Here is a 21,597-nt window from a genome sequence, read left to right as displayed (position 1 = left end):
AGGATTAACTTTTTACCTTTATGAATTTAGCATAAAAATCTTGAAGTAATTTTTCTAAGTTGTCGTTTAAATCTAAATCGTGAGTGTCTTTAAATCTGTTATAATATGGACACCATGCTATGTCTTTTTGTTGAAAAATGAATTCCATACTTTTTTTAATATTAGTGTTTTTTTTTTGATATTTTATTTGTGTTTTTAGTACTGTTGGAAATTCGTTTATGTCTTTTATTTTATTTAAACTTTTTTGTATTAGATCCTTATAAATGGGAGTAGGATAGCTTGAAATATATGCTATTTGTTTTAATAAATTTGTAAGGTCTGTGTAATTTATCGTTTCATTTGTATATTGATTTTCAAGTGATAATTTAGAAGTTTCGTAAATTATTCTTATTTCTTGAATTGATTCTATATTTTCAATTGAGCTTTTTAACATTAATCCTATTATGTATAGGTTAATTTTTCTGATAATTTTGTCTTGACTATAATCTTCTTTCTCTAAATTGACGTAAAAATATCGATTATTTATTTTATATATGTTTTTGAGTTTTCCATTTAACTTAAATTCTATTGTTTCGCCTTCGAAGTTAATGAATATGCTTTTATTTAATGTGATGTCAATTTCCTGCATTTTGAAAAATTCCTGAAAATTGGTAACAATATTATTTTTGATTTCATTGAATTTTTCTATGAATTCTTCTTTGATGATTGTTTTTGGGATGTTCATGGGAATTATTCCCTTTTGAATCTGATTTTCAATTATATTATCTATTTTCTCTAATATATGTTCATTAGTTTCATTTTTTATATATTCATGTATTGGTATAAGATTATTCATTAGCTTATAATTAAAATTATCAATGTTGATAATCTGTTCTTCTTGTTTGTTCTTAATATCATTAATTTGGTTTATATCTTTAATGTATACATTTAATATTTCTTCATAAAAATATTTGTAAGGATTAGTTATAGCTTTATTTATGTCTTCTATCTTTAGTGTGATTTGTTTTTTTAATTTAAGTCTTTTCTGTTTAAAGTTTGGATGTTTGCCTTGTTGTAGTGATTTTGCAATATTAAAGGCTTCTGTATCATAGTTAATTAGGTAATTGACTTTTTTGTATTTGAAATATTCAAAATCGTAATTTTCACTTGGGTGTATTTCAATTTTTATTTCTTGTCCCATATCTTTTATGTAATTTATTATCTTATTTATTACTTTAGGTTTATTGATATCTAGATTTAGAGATTCGCTTAGTGAGTAATAGAAATAGAATTTGTTTGATGCTGCAAAGATTATTCTAATTAAATTTGAAATGTTATCTTGTTCCAGATTGACATAGTCATAATATTCATTTAATAAATTCATGTTATCAAAATGAATATTTGAGTTTAATTGATGAATTCCTAAAAAGTGAATTTCAGATTTTTTTAAATATTCTATTTTATCAAAGCTTGTAACAAGTATACCTGTATTTTGATTGTTTAATTGATATGCTTTTTGTTCGATACTCTCTTCAAACATTATTTTGAAAAGAGCAAATTCAACTTTTCTGTCTTTAATTTTTGCCATGTAATCTTTGTGAAAATTTTCATTAAGATCTTTTGAAAAGTTTTTAAAGTATTGTATTCTTGTGTTTATATATTCATCAATTTTGTTGTTATCTTCAAGCTTGATATATTTATCTATGAAAATATCTATTATTTCTGCCCATTCATATATTGTATATTTTTGTTCTTTAAAATACATTATGTCTTCATATAGGCTTTTTATTATGCTTATTAGTCTTACTATTGAATCTGGATCTTGAAAATTTATGCTCTCTAGACAATTATTGCATTCATATTTTTCATTAAACATTGTAGATGTTAGAAATCTATCAAAGCCATTTTCCCATGAATTTAAAAAATTCTTGTCATAAGATAAGCTTTCTTTATGAGTGTCATTCATTCCAAAATAAATATTTACTGCATCATTAAATTTTATTAGGTATTCTAATTCACTTATTGAGATGTTGAATTTATTCATTACTTTTGTGTTACTTAGAAATTCAATTATTTCTTTTCTATTAAAATTACTAATCGTTCCTTTGTTTGAAATGAAGAGTTTCATTAATTGATTTAATGCTATTGCACTTTTACTTTTTAAGACATCTTTATTAAAATCTAAAATAGTAAATTCAAGTTCATATTTATTTAAAAATTCATCTATGTATGGTAAGTATATGTCCATATCTTTTGGTAAGTAAGTTATTACAATATCGTTTATTTTTAGATGATTATTTTGTGTTGAATGTAAAATATTGTTTACTAGAATTTCTACCTCTCGTTTTTTTGTTTTTGCCTCTATTATTTTGAAACTGTTATCTAAGTTTGATAGAGGAGTACCTTTTATAATATTGTTTTTAAAACTTGCTAAAAAATTTTTCTCTTCAAATAATTGAATATCAGTTTCTTCTTCTATTTGTGTACTTGAATTATATTTTTTGATTTTTACTGGTACTAGTTCATCTATTAATGCAGATTTGATTTGAGTTATATCTTCAAGTATTAATTCGTATACTGTAATGTCGAAAATTTTTTGCAAACAATGTAAAATCTTTCTGTCAATTTCTCTAGTCTCTCCAATTATTATTATTCTTTTTGTTTCAATGCTTTGCTTAGTATCTGTTATTTCTTGTTCGATTTTTTCGTTCAAGTTAAAAAGGCTGATTTGATTTTCAAATAGTTTTTCAAACATTTCCTTTTGCATAGATTCGTAGTGAATTTTATTTTGATCTTCAAATAAAAATTTATTTTGTCTCCAATGATCAATCAAATTTGGAAACTTAAAGTAGTATTTGTGAAATAAAGTTATTATCTTTGATGCAAAGATATATCTGTTTTTTGTCGATTTAAATTGCTTGATATTTTTTATTTTATTGTCTTTTAATATGTGATACAAAATAAATTTTTCTGTTTCTGAGTCAAGAATCAATGTATTGTTTTTTAGAAATTTTTTTATATTGTTATTTTCCATTGAGAGATTATATATCGTTTTTATTATGTTTTGTTTTATATTGAGATTATATGAGACTTCATTTAGGGTTGCTAAATATTTTTTAATTTCTTCGCTTAAAATGTTACTTTTTGAAATGATGAAGGTTTCTTTTTTAAATATGTCATCATTTTTAATTAACTCTTTAATTTTATTATAAATCTTGCTTACTTTATTTGTTTTATATATCTTATACATATAATACACATATTATACATAGTGTTATGGTTTTTTGTTTTCTTTAATGAGTTTATTTCTTAAATTTTTTAATTTCTCTGTAATGCTTACTTTATATATGTGTGGATTTATGAGCCTTTTATGTGTATGATCGATCTTTTTAAGATCACTTTGAACCCTTGATCTTATATGTTCGAGACTTGGTTCGCAGGTTTGACAAATTTTGTTGTTTTCAAAAACTGTATTTATTAAGAATTCAAAACTTTCATATGTTTTTATTTCTTTGAATGTATTGTCTTGTATGGGGTGGAAAATTGTAAATTCCTTTTTTAAGTTTAACATTTTTTTTATTTCTTCTTCTTCTTCTTTTAAAAAAATTAGATCAAAAATCATTTGTTCATTTGAGTATATTCTGACAACTCCTTTTTGAGAGGGTAGTGTTGCTTTATTAATGTTATTTGACATTTTCATTTTAGGAATAAATTTGCCGTTTTGTTGAATTGATGTCATTTTGTACACTCCTGAGAGATTAGATTCTCCTTTTGCAGTAACTAGATTGGTTCCTACCCCCCAAAAGTCGATAGGCGCATGAATTGAGTTTAGGTACATAATAATTTCTTCATCAAGTTCGTTTGATATAATAATTTTTACTTCAGATAGCCCATTCTCATTAAGTGTTTTTCTAACTTGTTTGCTTAAGTATTCAAGATCACCACTATCAATTCTAACGGAAAAATTTTTGCTTCCTTTGTTTTTTAGTGCTTTGAAAACTTTTATTGCATTTTTAAGACCACTGTTAAGTGTATCATAAGTGTCAATTAACAAACTTACGTTATTTGGATATATTTTCGCATATTCCCAAAAGGCCTCTTCTTCATTTTTAAAACTCATTATCCAGCTGTGAGCCATTGTGCCAATGACAGGAATATTGTATTTATATCCTGCAAGTACATTGCTTGTAAAATTAGCACCTCCTATGTAAGCAGCTTTACTTGCTGAGAGTGCGCCATTAATTCCTTGCGCTCTTCTAAGACCAAATTCTGCTAGATTTTTAGCCCCGGCTTCTTTAATTCTTGCTGTTTTAGTTGCAATTAAGCTTTCAAAATTTATTGTATTTAGTACCAGGCCTTCTATGAGTAAAAGTTCAATTAAATTTCCTTCAATGATTAGTATGGGTTCATAAGGGAAAACGATTCTTCCTTCTTCTATTGAGCTTATTTTTATGTTTAATCTAAATGTCTTTAAGTATTTTAAAAATTTTTTGTCAAAATGCTGTAATTTGTCTAGATAGTTAATCTCTTCGTCTTTGAAATGTAATTCTTTTAAAGCATTAATTAATGTATGAATTCCTGCTAAAATTATGTATCCATTTTTAAATGGCGTTTTTCTGAAAAACATTTCAAATTTAACTTTTGGATTCATACTTTTTATGAAGTAAGCATTCATCATTGAAAGTTCATAAAAGTCTGTAAATAGTGATAAATTTTTCATTTTTATATATTATACACTATACTAATTATAACATTATATTTGTATTTAATTTTTAGAAATTTTGTGGCATTCGTTTTAAATCGTCATTGTTGTAATTAATTGTTGTGATTAAATTTAATGTAGGTATAGCTGTTATTTATAAAAGGATATTATGTCATAGTTTTTGATGCGACAATAATAGTATAATTATCTGTCGGAGATATTTTATGAGTGAAAAGAATGTATCTAATTTCGATGTTGTAATATTTGGTGTTACTGGCAATTTGTCTAGAAGAAAACTTATTCCTTCTCTTTTTAATTTGTATAAGGATGGTCATATTAATAATTTTAGAATTATTGGGTTTGCTAGAAAAATTTTTACTGATGATGAACTTAAGGTTTATATTAAAGATTCTTTGTGGCAAGAAGAGTCTACTGCTTTGGTTGATGATTTTTTGAAATTTTTTGTTTATTTATCAGGAGATTTTAGGGAAAGGGATACTTATGTAAAATTGTCATCTCTTTTAGATAATAGAGAGAGGATATATTATCTTTCAACATCACCTGAGTTTTATGAGGCAATAATTGAAAATTTAAAGCCATATTCATTTAGTGATACTTCTTATTTGTCTAAAATAATTCTTGAAAAGCCTTTTGGTAGTAGTCTTGATACAGCTAGGTGTTTAAACACTCTTCTTTATTCTGTGTTTAGGGAAGAACAAGTCTATAGGATTGATCATTATTTGGGCAAAGAAACCGTTCAAAATATTTTTACATTTAGGTTTGGGAATTCTATTTTTGAAAATATTTGGAACAATCGTTATGTGGATTTTATTCAAATTACCGTAGCAGAAGAGGCAGGTATTGATGGTAGGGCTGAGTATTATGATTCTGTTGGGGCTTTAAGAGATATGGTTCAAAATCATATCTTACAACTTTTAAGTTTAATTGCAATGGAACCTCCTATTGGATTTAGTGCTGACTTTATTCATGATGAAAAGGTTAAGGTTTTAAAAAGTTTAAGAAAATTAAGTAAAGAGACTATACAAAATCATATTGTCAAAGGACAATATATGTGTTCTCAGGTACAAGGGATTTTGAAAAAAGGATATAGAGAAGAAGCTAACTTTTTAAGTACTTCAGATACTGAAACTTATTTGGCTATGAAATTGTTTATTGATAACTGGCGTTGGTCTGGGGTACCTTTTTATATTAGGACGGGAAAAGCGCTTGTGAGGAAATTTTCAGAAATATATATTCAATTTAAAAAGCCTAATTTCACTATTTTTAATACTGGGTCGATTAATCTTTCAAATGCTTTGATTTTTAGAATTCAACCAAGAGATGGCATTGAAATTAAGTTTAATACTAAGCGACCGGGATATAATTATGATATTCAGGAAGCTAATATGGAATTTTCTTATCATGCTTCATTTGACAAATTTTTTAGTGAGTCTTATGAGAGATTACTTTTTGATGCTTTTTTGGGTGATAAAACTTTGTATGCTCGCAATGATGAGATTGATAATTCTTGGGAATTTGTATCGGATATTCTTGATAAATGGGAAAACATTAAAAATTGGGATTATGATTATGGATCAGAAGGACCAGTTGAAGCAAATATGATTTTAGAAAAGGACCATTTTTGGCGTAAGATGTAGTAGGTATTTAGGATATTAAATTTATATTTGTTAAGTTAATTAAGATAAAATTTATACTTATTTTATTTGTTGTTATAGGTCTTTACACTGTTTTAAGTGATTTTCTTATTTTATCTTGGTTAATTTAAGCAGAGTATTGTTTCATAGTTTTATTACAAAGTAATTATATGTAAGTTATTATTGCTTTAGAAAAATAATCTTTGTGTAATTTATAATTTTTTCTTTTTTATTCAATTTGAATTTATTTTTTTTAATAAAATTTTTAAAGATTGTATTTTGTGATATAATATTAAAGATACATATCCATATTTTAGACTTATAATTAATTAAGGTAATTTAGTTTACTGTTTTTTGTCTGTGGAATTTTGGTGAAAAATGTAATGAGTGTGAGATTAAATTTGATTTTGTTGTATTTTGCCCTTTATTGTTTCTTTACTGACAAGAGTTTTTTCTGTTTTTTGTAAAAGGATAAGTAATTTTGAAATCAGTTCAAGTATTAGTCTTAAAGTATGTTATTTTTGTATGAATTGTTTTTCATGAATATTATATATATTATGATAATATTCCTTCTCATAGAAGTTATTTGCTTATAGATATGTTTATTTGCGTTTTGGCAGGTCTTTAGGATGTAAGAGTATTGTTCCTTCCATAGGTAGTTATAGTTTTAATTTATTAACTATTTTTCTATTTTTTGTCTATGGTTAGCCTTGGTATAAAGGGATTTTTTAGATTATTGCTAAAAATAAATTGATTTGAGATTTCTTAAGTTAAATAAGAAAGCTAAGTAAATTAACTTATAAATGCGTGAATTGTAAGGGGGTTTAAAATGAACAAAGGTCATATACAGCCAAATTTTTTAGGGCTTGTTCCTTTTCTTGTTTTTATTGTTGTTTATGTAGGAACAGGAGTGATTTTAGAGATTCAAGGTATAGAGATGGCTTTTTATCAAATGCCACCAATAATTGCTATGTTATTAGCTGTTGTTACGGCATTCCTTTTATTTAAGGGTTCGTTTATAGATAAGATGAATGACTTTATTGAAGGAAGTTCACAGACTGATATTATATTTATATCTTTCATCTTTATGATTTCAGGTGCTTTTTCAGCTGTTTGTAAAGAAATAGGTAGCATTGAAGCCGTAGCAACTATTGGACTTAGGTATATACCCGCTAATTTGTTGATAGCAGGCATATTTTTAATATGCCTTTTTCTATCTACTGCAACTGGCAGTTTTCTTGGAACCGTTGTGGCTATTACTCCAATTGGATTTGAAATAGCAGGTAAAAGTGGTATCCCATTGCCAATAGTTGCAGGAGCTGTGCTTGGAGGTGGCGCTTTTGGTGATAGCATGTCTTTAATATCAGATACAACTATTATTGCAAGTCGTACGCAAGGAGTTAAAATTATAGATGTTTTTAGAAATGGTGCTTTTTTTACATTTCCTGCATCTATTTTATCAACTATAGCATTTGCTGTTTTAGGCTCTTATATTGGTGGTATTGGAGTTAATGTTGAGCTTGGTGAGATAAGTTATTTAAAGGTGATTCCTTACCTTTTTGTTATAATTTTTGCGTTTTTAGGAGTAGATGTATTTTTAGTTTTATTTTTTGGAATATTGATTGCCGGTGGTATTGGCATTTTTAATGGTGATTTGACTTTGCTTTTGATGTTTAAAAATATTAATGCTGGACTTTTAGATTTAAGTGAGATGTTTATTCTTGTTATTTTTACAGGAGGCGTTTCTTATATGACTATTAGGCATGGGGGTTTTGAGTGGATTTTAACTAAGTTGAAGTATTTTGCTAAGTGCAGAAGGAGTGCCGAGTTTACAATTACTTTTTTGATAATTATGGTGACAGGTTTTCTTTCAAATAGCGGTCTTGCAATTTTAGTTAATGGGACTGTTACTAAAGGTATATCTGAGGCAAACTCTGTATGTCCTAAGCGTTGTGCGGCATTGCTTTCAATTTCTTCGTGCGCGTTAATTGGTGCTTTGCCATATGGTATGCATATGATAAGTTTAATAAATATTGCAAAAGGTACCATATCTCCACTTGATATCATGCCATTTTTGTTTTATCAAGTATTTTTAGGCGTTATTATTATTTTGTCCATAGCTTTTTTTGGGTTAAAAAATCAGTTTTTAAATTCTGGTAAAGTTTGATTAAGATAAGGCACCTTTTATTTAAAAGGTGCCTTAGATTTTGGTTAAGATGATAATTCTACATATATTCTCATTTGTTCTTCTTTAACTTCTTTAGGTACTGTTTTAAATACTTCGTAGTTTGAAAAGTTTGTTGGAAAAAATTTTTCTTCTAAGTATATATTTATTTCAGGATTTTCCTTTGCTTCTTCCTGTAATCGATTCAATACATTTTTGTTTGGTGAATTATATTTTGTTTCTTTAAAGTTCGCATAAGATGCCTCATTTTCATAAAGAAAGTTTATGAATTTATAAGCAAGTTCTTTATGAGGTGCGTCTGATGGAATTGCCATGACATCAATCCAGATATTTGTACTATTAGGTACATAAAAGTCTAAATTTGGATCTTTAAGCATTGCATCTAGTGCTTCTCCGCTCCATGTTAGTTGGATTGATGATTCACCATTTAGTATTAGTGATTTTGCAGCAATATCTGAAAAATAACCTATTACCAAGGGAGATTGCTTTTTGAGTAGTTCTTCGGCTTCTTTGATTATTGATATATTGTGTTCATTAAAGGAATAACCAAGTTTTTTAAGTGCAACTCCAATATTTTCTTTTGGCGAGTCTAACATTGCGATTTCTTGTTTATATTTTTCGTTAAATAGTATATCAAATTCATTCATGTCGTTTATGTCAACTTTGGTTTTGTTGTAAAGTATTCCCATTACTCCCCAAAAGAGAGGTATAGAGTAAAAATTACCAAGGTCATGTTCTAGATTGTAAAATCTATCTAATATATTATTTTTTACATTTTGCAATTTTGAATAATCTAGCTTTTCAATTTTGTTTTCACTTATTAATTCTTCAATCAAATATTCTGATGGAACTATGATGTCATAATAACCTTTTGTGTTATTAAATTTTGCCATCATTTCTTCATTGTTATTGAAAGATTCATAATTGATTTTTACATTATTTTCTCTTTCAAATTGAGCTAATAATTTTTCATCAATATATTCTGCCCAGTTAAGGACATTAAGACTAATTTGTTTGTTTTGATTAAAACAAGAGGTGACTATTAAAATTATTGTTAATATTAAAAATTTTTTCAAAATTAAACTCCTTATTATTAAAATTATTAAATTTCTGTGTCTACTGTTAATTTTTTAATTCCTACACATTTATTTATAATAAATAGAAGGCTAAGTATTACAAAAAATAATATAGAAGAAATGGCGTTTATTATAGGTTTTATTCCTCTTTTAGTTAAAGAGTTTATGAGTATTGATAAATTATTAAATCCTTGGCCTGTTGTGAAAAATGATATTAAAAAATCGTCAACCGATAATGTAAATGCAATGAGGCCTCCTGTTACCACACTTCCAATTATTTCTGGACATATTATGTTTTTAAAAATTTGTATTTCTGATGCTCCAAGATCTCGAGCCGCATCAATAATGTTTTCTGAAAGAGAATATAATTTAGGCAAAATTATTATTATTATGTAAGGTGTTGAAAAAATTATGTGCGACATTAGCATTGTAGAAAAACCCAGCTGTATTTTTATCAAAGAAAAAAATGTCATTAAACTAATTCCTGTTACAATGTCAGGATTAATTATTGGTATTTTATTGATTGATAACAAGATGGTTTTTATTTTTTTGTTTTTTGTTTTGTAAATACTGTAAGCTCCAAGAACACCAATTACAATAGAAATTAAGGATGATACTATTGCTACTAATAAAGTATTATATATGACTATTTTTATTTGCTGTGATGCAAAGACTTCCTTATACCATTTTAGGCTAAATCCTTGAAAAAAAAATCCATTGTTCCCTGCATTAAAAGAATAAATTATTAAAATTAATATGGGTGCATAAACAAATCCAAGTGTTAGAAATAAAAAAGTATTTTTTAGTATTTTAAGCATATTAATATCCTTATTTTACGTTGTTTTTTTGCATTAATTTAAATATTATTAAGTTGAATATCAATATTACTATCATTACAATAAATGAAATAGCAGCTCCAGTATGCCAATCTTCTGCGAATAAGAATTGTTTTTCAATTAAATTGCCGATTAAAATTTGTTTAGCGCCACCTAATAGATCTGATATAATCAACACTGTGATTGAGGGTATGAATACCATTATTATTCCTGTGGCAAGATATGATAATGTTAATGGTAGTTTTATGTATAATAATATTTGCCACATTCTTGCACCAAGATCCCTTGCAGCTTCAATATATTCATATTTTATTTTTGAAAGTCCTATATATATTGGTAAGACCATAAATGGTAAAAAATTATATACCATACCAATTATTACAGCTTTTTCATTGTAGAGCAGTTCTATCGTTTTAAATCCCATGGCTTTAAGCAAGTTATTAATAATTCCATTTTTTCCTAATATTCTAATCCAAGCATAAGTTCTAAGTAAGGTATTGGTCCACATAGGGAGTATTATCATTATTATGAGCATATTTTGAACGCTTTTTTTTGACATGGATATAAACCATGCGGTGGGATATCCAATTAATGTACAAAATATGGTTGTAATTAAGGCAAAGTTCATGCTTCTTGAAAAAATTCTTAAGTAGCTTGGTTCTAATAATCTTATGAAATTTGCAAATGTGAGTTCATTTTGCTCATTGAAAAATCCTAAACCTATTATTATTACTAATGGAAAGATAATAAAGATTGATAAGAATAGAGTATATAGTATTAAAATTATTCTATTCATATTTACTATTCCTTGGACATTACATGAATATCATCAGGGCCTAATGAGATATCAACTTCTTCACCAACTTTTGTCAATTTTGTACTTTGAACTAACCAATTAGATTGTTGAATTTCTAGTGTCATTTCGTAGTGTACGCCCTGGAATACTGCTGAAGTAATTATTCCAGTTAAATGACCTTGACCTTTTGGTGATATTTTTACGTCTTCTGGTCGTATTACAAGGTCAACGGCTTCTTTATTTTTAAATCCTTTGTCAAGACATTTGAAATCTTTACCAAACATTTTAACTACAAATTCTTTTTCATACGTTCCTTCAAAAATATTGCTCTCACCAATAAAACTAGCTACAAATCTTGTTTTGGGTTCATTGTAGATTTCTTCTGGTGTTCCAATTTGAAGGATTATTCCTTCATTCATTACTACTATTCTGTCGCTCATTGTTAATGCTTCTTCTTGATCGTGTGTGACATAGATAAATGTTATTCCAAGCTTTCTTTGTATTTTTTTAAGTTCTTTTTGCATTTCTTGTCTCATCTTTAAGTCAAGAGCTGAAAGCGGTTCATCTAATAATAAAAGTTTAGGTTCCATAATTATTGCTCTTGCAATTGCGACTCTTTGTTTTTGTCCACCTGATAGTTCATTAATATTTCTGTAAGCATATTTTTGCATGCCAATTAAGGAAAGTGCGGCTTTTACTTTTTCTTGAATTAAATTTTTGTTTATCTTTTTCATTCTAAGTCCAAATGAGATATTGTCGAAAACATTCATGTGTGGGAAGAGAGCATAGTTTTGAAATACAGTGTTAATTTCTCTTTTATTAGGTGTAATTTTTGAAATCTCTTTTGATAGGAAATGAATTTTTCCTTTGTTTTGATTTAAAAAACCCCCTATTATTTTTATTAGTGTTGTTTTACCACATCCTGATGGACCAAGTAGGGTAATAAATTCATTTTTTTTAATTTTTAAATTAATTGTATCTAGAGTTTTATTATTACTATCAGTATAATAATGACTTAAGTCTTTAATCTCTAGGATGTAACTATTCAACTAATGGGACCTCCCTTTTTACATGTGTTGATTGAACCACATGAAACTAGATTATACTTTATATTAATGCTTATGTAAATGACTTGTATTTATTGTTATTATGACGTTTTATGTCAAGTATGATTTTTCCAAATTTTCCTTCCCTATATTCTTTTATTAATATTTTTGATGCCCGTTCAATGTCTAGTATATGTTTTTTATTTATAAATCCCCTTATTTTTGCAAATTCTTCTAAAATTTCAAGTGAATTTGTTGATAATATATTATATTTGTTTAGTAATTTGGTTTTGTTATTTATGTGCATTTCTTTAAGTAGATATAGCGCAAGTTCTGTATTATCTATTATTTCATTTTTTATCATGTCTAGTATTGCAAGTTTTTTTGCAATTTCTTGATCTTCTAAGTTGTGCCATAAGATTCCCGGCATGTCAAAGATATTAATTTTTTCGTTTATTTTTAATATTTGTATATTTTTTGTGTGTCCTGGTTTATTTGCAACACTTGTGCTTTTTTTTCCTACTAGTAGGTTAATTATTGATGATTTTCCAACATTTGGCACCCCTATTACTAATACTTTTATTTTTTCTTCGTAAGTTTTAATTTTTTTCACATTAGCTATTTTTATTATGTTGTCTATTATTTGTTTTCTCATCCCTTTTTTGTATATGTTTGTGATTAGTACATTATTTCCAAGTATTTTAAAATATTCTCTCCATTTCAGAATTTCTCCTTCTTGTGCAAGATCTGATTTGTTTAAAAGTATTATTTTATTCATATTTGGGTTTTTAATTATTTTTTCAGTTAGTGGATTTTTGCTACTAAGTGGAGCTCTAGCGTCAAGTATTTCTAATACAATATTTGTTCTTTGAAAATTTGCTTGGATTAAGTTTAATGCCCTTTTCATATGACCAGGGAACCAGTTAATTTTATTTGACATTGTTAAATTATAGCTTAATTTAAGCAGATATTAAATTTATGTTTTATGCACTTAATTTTGTGATGAATTGCATCTTTTTTAAAAATGGTATAGTTTGTAATTTTAAGATTGCTTTAAACGATTAAATCATAGGAGGTTTTATATCATTGAAAAAATTAAAAAAGGTCTAATTGTATCTTGCCAAGCTCTTGAGGAAGAGCCTCTACATAGTAGTTTTATTATGTCTAAGATGGCCTTAGCAGCAAAGATGGGTGGGGCAGTTGGAATTAGGGCCAATAGTGTTTTAGATATTCATCAAATCAAATCAGAAGTTGATTTGCCCATAATAGGTATTATTAAGAGAGTTTATAATGATTCTCCTGTTTTTATTACACCTACTATTAAAGAAGTCGATGAACTTTGTAGTGAAGGAGTTGATGTGATTGCTCTTGATGCTACTTTTAGAAAGCGTCCTGATGGTCTTTTGTTGTCTGAGTTTTTTAATAAGATTAAAGAAAAATATCCAAGTCAGCTCTTGATGGCAGATATTGCTTCTTTAGAAGAAGCTGTTAATGCAGATAAACTTGGATTTGAGTTTATTGGTACGACTTTACATGGATATACCAAGGATACTAAAGGGTGCAATATTGCAGATAATGATTTTGCCTTTTTAAAAAATTTACTTAAGTGTAATTTCAAATCAAAGTTAATAGTTGAAGGAAAAATTGATACTCCTCTTAAGGCTAAGAGAAGTTTTGAACTTGGGGTTTCTTTAGTTGTTGTAGGTGGAGCTATTACACGGCCTATGGAAATTACAAAAAAATTTGTTGATAAAATAAATGAGGTTAAAGAAATTTGAGAGTGTTTATAATATTTAATGTATTTTTTTTATAGACGTATAGGAGGGTTTTATGGGAAAATTTTTTGAAAGTGCCCAAAAATTTGGACGTTCTTTTATGTTGCCTATTGCTATTCTTCCTGTAGCAGGATTATTTTTGGGTATTGGAGGTGCTTTGTCTAATCCGGCAACTGTCAACGCATATTCTTTTTTAAATGTATTTTTTCTTCAGTCAGTGTTTAATATAATGCGTACCTCCGGTGCTATTATTTTTGTTAATTTGCCACCGATATTTGCAATTGGAGTTGCCGTTGGACTTGCAAAATCAGACAAGGGAACAGCAGGACTTGCTGCCTTTGTTGGATATCTTGTCTTGAATTCTACTATTGGTATTTTAGTTGATATGTTTGGTAACTCTGAAGAGATTTCAAAAGGATCTGTTGGATTAATACTTGGAATTAGGACTTTAGAAACAGGTGTTTTTGGAGGAGTTATTGTTGGTATTTTAACTTATTATCTTCATAATAAATTTAATAAAATTGAATTTCCAAAAGTTCTTGGATTTTTTTCAGGTTCTAGGTTTATACCAATAATAGTTTCTTTTTCAAATATTCTTCTTGCTGTATGTATGTTTATATTTTGGCCATTCATGCAAGCTGGGATTAGCAAAATGGGTGTATTAGTGGATGCAACAGGATACGTTGGTACCCTTATTTATGGAATTTTTTTACGAATGCTTGGTCCTTTTGGACTGCATCATATATTTTATTTGCCTTTCTGGACAACAGGTCTTGGTGGTTCTGAAATTATTAATGGTAAGTTAGTTGAAGGAACTCAGAATATCTTTTTTGCTGAACTTGCCTCTCATAGTACTGATAAATTTTTTATTGGAACTAGTCGTTTTATGAGTGGAAGATTTATTACTATGATGTTTGGGTTGCCAGGTGCTGCTCTTGCACTTTATCGTCTTGCAAAACCTAATCAAAAGACAAAGGTTTTTGGTCTTTTATTCTCATCAGCTTTAACTTCTTTTTTGACAGGAATTACAGAACCTCTTGAGTTTTCTTTTCTCTTTGTAGCACCAGTTCTTTATGTAATTCATGCAGTATTTGATGGTTTTTCATTTATGTTTGCTCATATTTTACAAATCACAATAGGACAGACTTTTTCTGGCGGATTTATTGATTTTATTCTTTTTGGAATTTTGCAGGGAAATGCAAGAACAAATTGGGTTTTAGTTCCATTGGTAGGTGTTTTTTGGTTTTTCCTGTATTATTTTAGTTTTGTTTTTTTAATATCTAAATTTAACTATAAAACTCCTGGAAGAGAAGATACTATAGATTCTAATGACACATTTCTTTCTGATGCAAATATCAAGAGAGATGATGCTGCATCTCAAGTAATTATGGGGCTTGGGGGTGGTGATAATATTATTGAACTTGATTGTTGTGCTACAAGGCTTAGAGTTACTGTGAAAGATTCTCTTAAAGTTTTAAAAAATACCTTAGAGGATACAGGAGCAAAGGGAATCCTTATCAAGGATAGTGGCGTGCAAGTGATTTATGGTCCTGGTGTTAGTGTGCTTAAGAATGAAATTGAAGAAATTCTTGGTAATTAATTCCAGGTTGAATTTTTTAAGCAAGTGTATGTATTTGTATATCACTTGCTTTTTATATTTTTGATAAAATCAACCGCATATTTTGTTAAATAAGATGTATTTTGAGCACTCCTGTAACTATGATTGCCTACAGGAACATGAGAGTGAATGCTTTCAACAAGGATCATTGATATTGTTTTTTTATATCCCCCATATTCACTTATGAATTTATTTATTGTTTGAGAATTTACTATAGGGTCATTTGGGGAATAAGCTATTGTTAGTGGAGTTTTTATTTCATTGAAACCATTATTATTAATTAATTTGACAAGACCCATCATTGCAATTATTGAATCGACTTGTCGTATTGGTGAATGGAATGGTGTGACTTCTTCATGTTCTATTCTTTTATTTTGTCTTATTTCAAGTTCATTATATCCACCTGTTATAAGGTAAGCAATTTGACGTCCCCAAGGATAGTAAATTAAACTTGTTCTTTTATCTTTAGGATAAATATTAGGTGATATTAAAACTGCAGAATATATTTTGTCTGGGTAGTTTTTTAATGCCCAAATAGCACAAGTTCCACCATTTGAGGTGCCAATGAGTATTAATTTTTCTCCTATTGATTGTCCAATTTGAATGGCTTCATCAATATCTCTTAACCAGTCTTTAGTTTTGACGTCTTTAAATGCGTTTTTGTCGTTAATTCCGTGTCCTTTGAGTCTTGTAAAAAAAATATTTGCGTTTAATGCTTTTGCTATGTTATTTGGGATAGGATAAATCTCATTTTTAGAAGCTCCAAATCCGTGAATATATATCACTGCGTATTCTGTTCTTTTTTGATCCCCGTTCCATGTGATTTCTTTTTTTGTATTTGCTTCTAAATTGAACTTGGATTCTTCAATTAGTAAGTATTGATCAATTTCTCCAAGTTTATTGGGAATTTTGGTTTTTTCAAATTCATTTTTAAATTTAATTCTTGGTCCTACTACGATTAAAAGAAGTAAGAATATCAAGATAAAAATTGTATTTTTTATATTCATATGTTGCTTTCCTTTAATTATTTTCATAATCAATATTAGATTTTTCTTTTTTAGATTGTTGATGACAATTGTTACATGATCCTGAGTAAATAATTTCAATAGATTTGGTTTTCCATTCTTCTCCAAGTTTGTCTTTCAGAATATCTTTAATGTCATCAAGTTGGATGGGATAGACTTGATTGCATTTGTTGCATTTAAAGTGAGCTATTGTAGAAGTCAAACTTAGATAGAATCTTGTTTCTTTTTGATCGGTTGTTTTTATATTTTTAAGAATATTACGTTCTTTTAAGATGTTTAATGTATTATACACTGTTGCTTTTGATAAACTTGGTATTTCTTTTATTAATTTATTGTAAATCTCTTTTGCTGTAAAATACTCTTTTGGATTTGAGGCAATGTGTAGAATGATTCTATTTCTTGAATGTGAGGCTTTCATGCCCAACTCTGTTGTTAATGATTTTAGCAAGATAGGGTCATTAGTAATTCCGACTTTTTCTAAAGTGGAATGTACCTCTATTGTATTGTTGTTCATATATAATACCCTTTATTATTTAAGATTAAGTACTTTAATGTCCTTATAGAAATAATTTTATAACGGTTTATTAATATTTTGCTACTGATAGCTATTTATTTTCATTTTTTTTTATATTTGGGTAAAAAAGTAAGGTTTTTATTTTTGAATTTATCTTGATTTTATTATCGAAATTGTTATTCATTGGGAGTAATAGCAAATTTAAACTCAAAGAATAATTTTTCAAATCTTCAGCTTTTATTGTATTGTAAGATCCTCCTATATTTAAGATAAACCATCTTTTAAAACCTCTTTTTGCGATTTTATAATTAATCGTGTATATAATATGTTTTTCGATATTTAAAAAACTTATGAAAAAATTACTGTTTTGATCGTTTCCCTTAGATATTAAGAATTCTGTACCATTAATGTATCCTTTTATGTCTTTTTTTGTTTCAATAATTTTTTCATAAGTATCAAAATCATTGTATTTTGCAGTAATTTTTAAATTTGTTCCTTTTTCAACTTCGAAAATGGGTATCTCTAAACTTGAATATTCAAGTAAATAATTTGTATTACTGAGCTTTAAGTTTTTATTATTACAAGTTATAACAGAAGGCCATGCTATTTTAATTGATATAAAAAAGCTTGCAAGGTTTTCGTCCAGGAAGAAATCAATTATTGATTTTTCTTTTGTATTGAAAGTTAAGTATTGCCTAATTCCTACAATTTTTTCATTTGAAAATGAAAATGAACTTTCAATAGTTGGTTCTATAATTATATCTTTTTGTGATAAGAGCTTAATGTAAGTTCTGCAAGAATCTAAAAATTCAGTTTTTCTCTCTTTATATTTGATTTTATTTAGTTTTCCTTCTTCAAACTTTACATGATATTTTTCATGAGATAGTGTAAAATTGCCTTCCATGTTATATTCAATATTTTTACTTGTAATAGGTTCTAGATTAGTTGAATGATATTCAAAATTTTTATTAACTAAAAATTTTTTTAAAGAAATTTCATTTATTTGATATTCTTTTAATCTTTTGTTTTGAAATTGTAGTATTATTTCTTGTTCTTTTAATGAGTTAAATTCTGGGATTTCTAAAAGCTCTGTGGTTATTTTTTTGCCTTCTAAATTTTGTATTTTAATACTGTAAAAATTTGCATCTAGTTCTTTTAAAGATAGTAAAAAGTTCTTTAATTCTTGATTGTTATAGATGTCTTTAATTTCATAAAAGTAAATAAGCGTATCAATATTTTGTTTTTGTGTTTCAGGTTCTTGAATTTCTGATAAAAATTGACAGTTATTTTTATAGAAAACTAAATATTTTTTATTATTTTTTGCAATTCTTATTCCTTCTATATAGTTAAAATTAAGCTTCCTATATAGTTCAAGTACTCTCTTTCTTAATTTTTCCATGTTGTATACGTAAAATGTATGTGGATTATCCTTAAATAAGTCTTTATATCCACTTTTAAATGGGTTTTTTAAAGCCCAGTATAGATCTACGTGTATTTCATCATGTAACATGTATTCATGGGGACTGCCGCTGTATGTACTTGGAATATAAATATCTTCATTATTTTTAAGTCTATTAAAGAACCATTCGTCTAATTCCGGATTTAATTTTAAAATTTCAAAAAAATATGTTGGGAAGGTCCAATGTATCTTATAGCTGAGATTTTTGTTTTCAATTAAATATTTAGTGTTTGATAAAATGGAATATAATTTGCTTTCAGCAAATGCAGTTATTGAAATGATAACAATATAAGTTCTTGAATTTCTAAATTTTCTAAACATCATAAAAAATCTTTACATAAGTATATATTAGATTAGTATAACTGGTATTGATTTTACAGTAAATTGCTGCAAAAAGGTTTCTTGATTTTTATGTTATTTTGTCTTGATTAATGAGTAAAAAAAATTTATATTTTTATAGTGATATGTATGAAGTTCATACTCACATTTATGATGTGATATTTAATTTAACTTTAAATTTTATGCTTAAAAGGAGTCAAATTTATGGCTAAGGACATATATTTTAATGAAGATGCTAGAAAAAGTTTATTAAGCGGTATTGAAAAGCTATCAAATGCTGTGAAAGTAACCCTTGGTCCTAAAGGGAGAAATGTTTTAATTGATAAAAAATTTGGGTCTCCTACTGTTACAAAAGATGGAGTAAGTGTTGCTCGTGAAATTGAGCTTGATAATGCGCTTGAAAATATGGGAGCACAACTTTTAAAAGAGGTTGCAATTAAAACAAATGATCTAGCTGGAGATGGGACTACTACTGCTACTGTACTTGCTTATGCAATTGCAAGAGAGGGACTTAAGAATGTTTCTTCTGGGATTAATCCGATTGGAATAAAAAAAGGGATAGAGCATGCTGTGGCTTTAGCTTCTGAAAAAATTCGTAAATCAGCTAAAAAAATCACTACTAAGGAAGAAATTGCTCAGGTAGCATCTATTTCTGCAAACAATGATACTTCCATAGGTGAAAAAATTGCTGAAGCAATGAACAAAGTTGGAAAAGATGGAGTTATTACTGTTGAGGAGTCAAAGACTTTTGATACTACGATCTCTTATGTTGAGGGCATGCAATTTGATAGAGGATATTTGTCTCCTTATTTTTCTACAAATAAAGAAAATATGAGTGTAAGCTTTGATGATGCTTATATCTTAATATGTGAAAAGAAGATTAGTACGATTAAAGAACTTTTGCCAGTGCTAGAAAAAGTTTTAAATACAAATAAGCCTTTGTTAATTATTGCTGAAGATATTGAGGGAGATGCTCTTGCTGCACTTGTTCTAAATAGTGTTCGCGGGGCTTTGAAGGTTTGTGCAATTAAAGCTCCTGGATTTGGTGATAGACGTAAGGCAATGCTTGAAGACATTGCAATACTTACTGGGGGAGTTTTTGTTAGTGAAGAATTGGGACTTACTCTTGAGAATGTTGAACTTGAGCAACTTGGTCAGGCTAAATCAGTAAAAGTTGATAAAGATAATACTACAATTATTAATACTGGAAATAAAGAGCAAATCAAAGAGCGTGCAGAGCTTATTAAAAAACAAATTGAAGAGACAAGTTCTGAATATGATAAAGAAAAACTCCAAGAACGTCTTGCAAAACTTGTTGGTGGAGTTGCTGTTATTAATGTTGGTGCTGTTACTGAGCTGGAACTTAAAGAAAAAAAACATAGAGTTGAGGATGCTTTATCTGCAACTCGTGCTGCTGTTGAAGAAGGTGTTGTTCCTGGTGGTGGGTCAACTCTTATTGAAGTTGCTATGTATCTTGATACAGTTGATACAAGTAAACTTAGTTATGAGGAGAAACAAGGTTTTGAGATTGTGAAGAGAAGTCTTGAAGAACCAATGAGACAAATAATTGCTAATGCTGGATTTGAGAGTTCTATTTATATTCATCAGATTAAAACTGACAAAAAAGGACTTGGTTTTGATGCAGCGAGTTTTAAATGGGTAAATATGATTGAGAGTGGTATAATTGACCCTGCTAAGGTTACAAGAAGTGCTCTTCAAAACGCGGCTTCAATTGCAGGATTGCTTTTGACAACAGAGTGTGCTATTACTGAAGTTAAAGAAGAAAAGAGTAATGCTGGTGGCGGCGGGTATCCTATGGATCCTGGAATGGGAATGATGTAAATTAGTTTTACACGAATTTTTCCTTGATTAGGATGTCTATTGCAGTAAGGAGCTAGATTTGAGTGAAAATGAGTTTGTCTTTTGTATAGGTTATGATGGTTCTAAGGCAATAGTAGATAAAGAGCTTTTAAGTCAGCATAAAGATAAAAGTGTAGAGGAGCTTTGCGAGCTTGGGTTTTATAGAAGTGCCTTTAGCAAGGCTCTTTATAAAAATGATGACACTCTTATTGAGTATTTAATTGACAGGTATAATAAGATTAGCAAATCTAGTTATAGTAAAAGAGAGGAGCTTGAGCTCCTCTTTGGGGTAGTTTATTCAGGTAATATTGCTAGTATAAAAGTTATTTATGTTTAAAAGTTAGGAAAGTTTATGTTTTTATTGCAAGATTTTAGCCATAGTAGTAGTTTTTTTAAGAGTTTATTGGTTTTTATTCCCGTGATTGCTATATTTTGGTTTTTAGTAATATCGCCTCAACGTAAAGAAGAGAAGAAAAAAAAGGATATGATCAAAAACCTTAAAAAGGGTGATAAGGTCTTAACTATAGGTGGAATTCTTGGTATTGTTAAAAAGGTTAATGATTCTGAAGTTGTGCTTGAACTTAGTCCAACTTCAGAGGTAAAGTTTATAAAAAATTCAGTTGAAAGAGTTATTTTTGACGAAATTAAAGATAAAAATTAAGGAATTAGAAGCGATTTAATATATAAGTATTAATTTGAATTTTCATTTAGCATGATATTTAAGTTAAATTA

Annotated in this window: 17 protein-coding genes; 7 read left to right on the top strand and 10 right to left on the bottom strand. The window is 27.8% G+C overall.

The window, feature by feature from the left end; translation table 11 throughout:
• Positions 1-4 precede the first annotated feature (4 nt).
• Together QMG63_RS01225 and QMG63_RS01220 are read right to left on the bottom strand one after the other, a co-directional pair.
• Positions 5-3,229 carry an exodeoxyribonuclease V subunit gamma gene (locus QMG63_RS01225; protein ID WP_281861007.1) on the bottom strand — a complete coding sequence of 1,075 codons (3,225 nt, stop codon included), beginning with the start codon at positions 3,227-3,229 and terminating at the stop codon, positions 5-7.
• A gap of 24 nt (positions 3,230-3,253) precedes the next feature.
• Positions 3,254-4,699: a nicotinate phosphoribosyltransferase gene (locus tag QMG63_RS01220; RefSeq protein WP_281861005.1), complete on the bottom strand. Its 1,446-nt coding sequence runs from the start codon at positions 4,697-4,699 to the stop codon at positions 3,254-3,256.
• A gap of 206 nt (positions 4,700-4,905) precedes the next feature.
• Between QMG63_RS01220 and zwf the strand changes: the two genes are divergently transcribed.
• Together zwf and QMG63_RS01210 are read left to right on the top strand one after the other, a co-directional pair.
• The gene (zwf, locus tag QMG63_RS01215; RefSeq protein WP_281861004.1) at positions 4,906-6,339 is read left to right on the top strand and encodes a glucose-6-phosphate dehydrogenase; all 1,434 of its coding nucleotides are present in this window, start codon (positions 4,906-4,908) and stop codon (positions 6,337-6,339) included.
• An 826-nt stretch (positions 6,340-7,165) separates the two neighbouring features.
• A complete protein-coding gene (locus QMG63_RS01210; protein WP_281861002.1) occupies positions 7,166-8,503 on the top strand; it encodes a Na+/H+ antiporter NhaC family protein in 1,338 nt (445 codons plus the stop codon).
• 44 nt (positions 8,504-8,547) lie between these two features.
• On the opposite strand, the gene QMG63_RS01205 is transcribed toward QMG63_RS01210, so the two are convergent.
• The 5 genes from QMG63_RS01205 to ylqF form a co-directional block, all read right to left on the bottom strand.
• Positions 8,548-9,597, bottom strand: coding sequence for an ABC transporter substrate-binding protein (locus tag QMG63_RS01205; RefSeq protein ID WP_425592795.1), 1,050 nt, complete (start codon positions 9,595-9,597; stop codon positions 8,548-8,550).
• Between the two features lie 26 nt (positions 9,598-9,623).
• On the bottom strand, positions 9,624-10,415 hold the full coding sequence (locus QMG63_RS01200) for an ABC transporter permease (protein WP_281861000.1): 792 nt from the start codon (positions 10,413-10,415) through the stop codon (positions 9,624-9,626).
• A 10-nt stretch (positions 10,416-10,425) separates the two neighbouring features.
• Complete coding sequence (locus tag QMG63_RS01195; protein WP_281860998.1) at positions 10,426-11,229, bottom strand: ABC transporter permease; 804 nt, start codon at positions 11,227-11,229, stop codon at positions 10,426-10,428.
• Positions 11,230-11,234: 5 nt separating this feature from the next.
• Entirely contained in the window at positions 11,235-12,278 is a 1,044-nt protein-coding gene (locus QMG63_RS01190) for an ABC transporter ATP-binding protein (RefSeq protein WP_281860996.1), read from the bottom strand.
• A gap of 70 nt (positions 12,279-12,348) precedes the next feature.
• Positions 12,349-13,215, bottom strand: a complete 867-nt coding sequence (ylqF, locus tag QMG63_RS01185; RefSeq protein ID WP_281860994.1) for a ribosome biogenesis GTPase YlqF — start codon at positions 13,213-13,215, stop codon at positions 12,349-12,351.
• Between the two features lie 142 nt (positions 13,216-13,357).
• Here ylqF and QMG63_RS01180 point away from each other — a divergent pair, with 142 nt between their 5' ends.
• Together QMG63_RS01180 and QMG63_RS01175 are read left to right on the top strand one after the other, a co-directional pair.
• A complete protein-coding gene (locus tag QMG63_RS01180) occupies positions 13,358-14,053 on the top strand; it encodes an N-acetylmannosamine-6-phosphate 2-epimerase (RefSeq protein WP_281862067.1) in 696 nt (231 codons plus the stop codon).
• A 52-nt stretch (positions 14,054-14,105) separates the two neighbouring features.
• A complete protein-coding gene (locus tag QMG63_RS01175) occupies positions 14,106-15,650 on the top strand; it encodes a PTS transporter subunit EIIC (protein WP_281860992.1) in 1,545 nt (514 codons plus the stop codon).
• Between the two features lie 41 nt (positions 15,651-15,691).
• Here QMG63_RS01175 and QMG63_RS01170 read toward each other — a convergent pair whose 3' ends face one another.
• From QMG63_RS01170 to QMG63_RS01160, 3 genes are all read right to left on the bottom strand, one after another.
• Positions 15,692-16,675, bottom strand: coding sequence for an alpha/beta hydrolase (locus QMG63_RS01170; protein ID WP_281860991.1), 984 nt, complete (start codon positions 16,673-16,675; stop codon positions 15,692-15,694).
• A gap of 13 nt (positions 16,676-16,688) precedes the next feature.
• Positions 16,689-17,207, bottom strand: a complete 519-nt coding sequence (locus QMG63_RS01165; RefSeq protein WP_281860989.1) for a ferric uptake regulation protein — start codon at positions 17,205-17,207, stop codon at positions 16,689-16,691.
• A gap of 91 nt (positions 17,208-17,298) precedes the next feature.
• On the bottom strand, positions 17,299-18,987 hold the full coding sequence (locus QMG63_RS01160) for a histidine kinase (RefSeq protein ID WP_281862065.1): 1,689 nt from the start codon (positions 18,985-18,987) through the stop codon (positions 17,299-17,301).
• Positions 18,988-19,209: 222 nt separating this feature from the next.
• On the opposite strand from QMG63_RS01160, the gene groL reads away from it, so the two are divergent.
• Genes groL through yajC form a run of 3 tightly spaced genes read left to right on the top strand, consistent with a single transcriptional unit; the run spans position 19,210 to position 21,526 of the window.
• Positions 19,210-20,847, top strand: a complete 1,638-nt coding sequence (groL, locus tag QMG63_RS01155; protein ID WP_281860988.1) for a chaperonin GroEL — start codon at positions 19,210-19,212, stop codon at positions 20,845-20,847.
• A 58-nt stretch (positions 20,848-20,905) separates the two neighbouring features.
• The gene (locus tag QMG63_RS01150; protein WP_281860986.1) at positions 20,906-21,202 is read left to right on the top strand and encodes a hypothetical protein; all 297 of its coding nucleotides are present in this window, start codon (positions 20,906-20,908) and stop codon (positions 21,200-21,202) included.
• A gap of 15 nt (positions 21,203-21,217) precedes the next feature.
• Positions 21,218-21,526, top strand: a complete 309-nt coding sequence (gene yajC, locus QMG63_RS01145; RefSeq protein ID WP_281860984.1) for a preprotein translocase subunit YajC — start codon at positions 21,218-21,220, stop codon at positions 21,524-21,526.
• Positions 21,527-21,597 lie beyond the last annotated feature (71 nt).

Source organism: Candidatus Borrelia fainii (assembly GCF_027925085.1).
Classification (GTDB): Bacteria; Spirochaetota; Spirochaetia; order Borreliales; family Borreliaceae; genus Borrelia; species Borrelia turicatae.
The sequence above is the reverse complement of the archived record's forward strand: the minus strand, read 5'-3'. Positions and strand labels throughout refer to the sequence as shown.

What these genes read in the sequence shown, in the direction of transcription:
- QMG63_RS01225 (WP_281861007.1), bottom strand. Translation starts at nt 3,229, where the DNA reads ATGTATAAGATATATAAAACAAATAAAGTAAGCAAGATTTATAATAAA.
- QMG63_RS01220 (WP_281861005.1), bottom strand. Translation starts at nt 4,699, where the DNA reads ATGAAAAATTTATCACTATTTACAGACTTTTATGAACTTTCAATGATG.
- zwf (WP_281861004.1), top strand. Translation starts at nt 4,906, where the DNA reads ATGAGTGAAAAGAATGTATCTAATTTCGATGTTGTAATATTTGGTGTT.
- QMG63_RS01210 (WP_281861002.1), top strand. Translation starts at nt 7,166, where the DNA reads ATGAACAAAGGTCATATACAGCCAAATTTTTTAGGGCTTGTTCCTTTT.
- QMG63_RS01200 (WP_281861000.1), bottom strand. Translation starts at nt 10,415, where the DNA reads ATGCTTAAAATACTAAAAAATACTTTTTTATTTCTAACACTTGGATTT.
- QMG63_RS01195 (WP_281860998.1), bottom strand. Translation starts at nt 11,229, where the DNA reads ATGAATAGAATAATTTTAATACTATATACTCTATTCTTATCAATCTTT.
- ylqF (WP_281860994.1), bottom strand. Translation starts at nt 13,215, where the DNA reads ATGTCAAATAAAATTAACTGGTTCCCTGGTCATATGAAAAGGGCATTA.
- QMG63_RS01175 (WP_281860992.1), top strand. Translation starts at nt 14,106, where the DNA reads ATGGGAAAATTTTTTGAAAGTGCCCAAAAATTTGGACGTTCTTTTATG.
- QMG63_RS01170 (WP_281860991.1), bottom strand. Translation starts at nt 16,675, where the DNA reads ATGAATATAAAAAATACAATTTTTATCTTGATATTCTTACTTCTTTTA.
- QMG63_RS01165 (WP_281860989.1), bottom strand. Translation starts at nt 17,207, where the DNA reads ATGAACAACAATACAATAGAGGTACATTCCACTTTAGAAAAAGTCGGA.
- QMG63_RS01160 (WP_281862065.1), bottom strand. Translation starts at nt 18,987, where the DNA reads ATGTTTAGAAAATTTAGAAATTCAAGAACTTATATTGTTATCATTTCA.
- groL (WP_281860988.1), top strand. Translation starts at nt 19,210, where the DNA reads ATGGCTAAGGACATATATTTTAATGAAGATGCTAGAAAAAGTTTATTA.
- yajC (WP_281860984.1), top strand. Translation starts at nt 21,218, where the DNA reads ATGTTTTTATTGCAAGATTTTAGCCATAGTAGTAGTTTTTTTAAGAGT.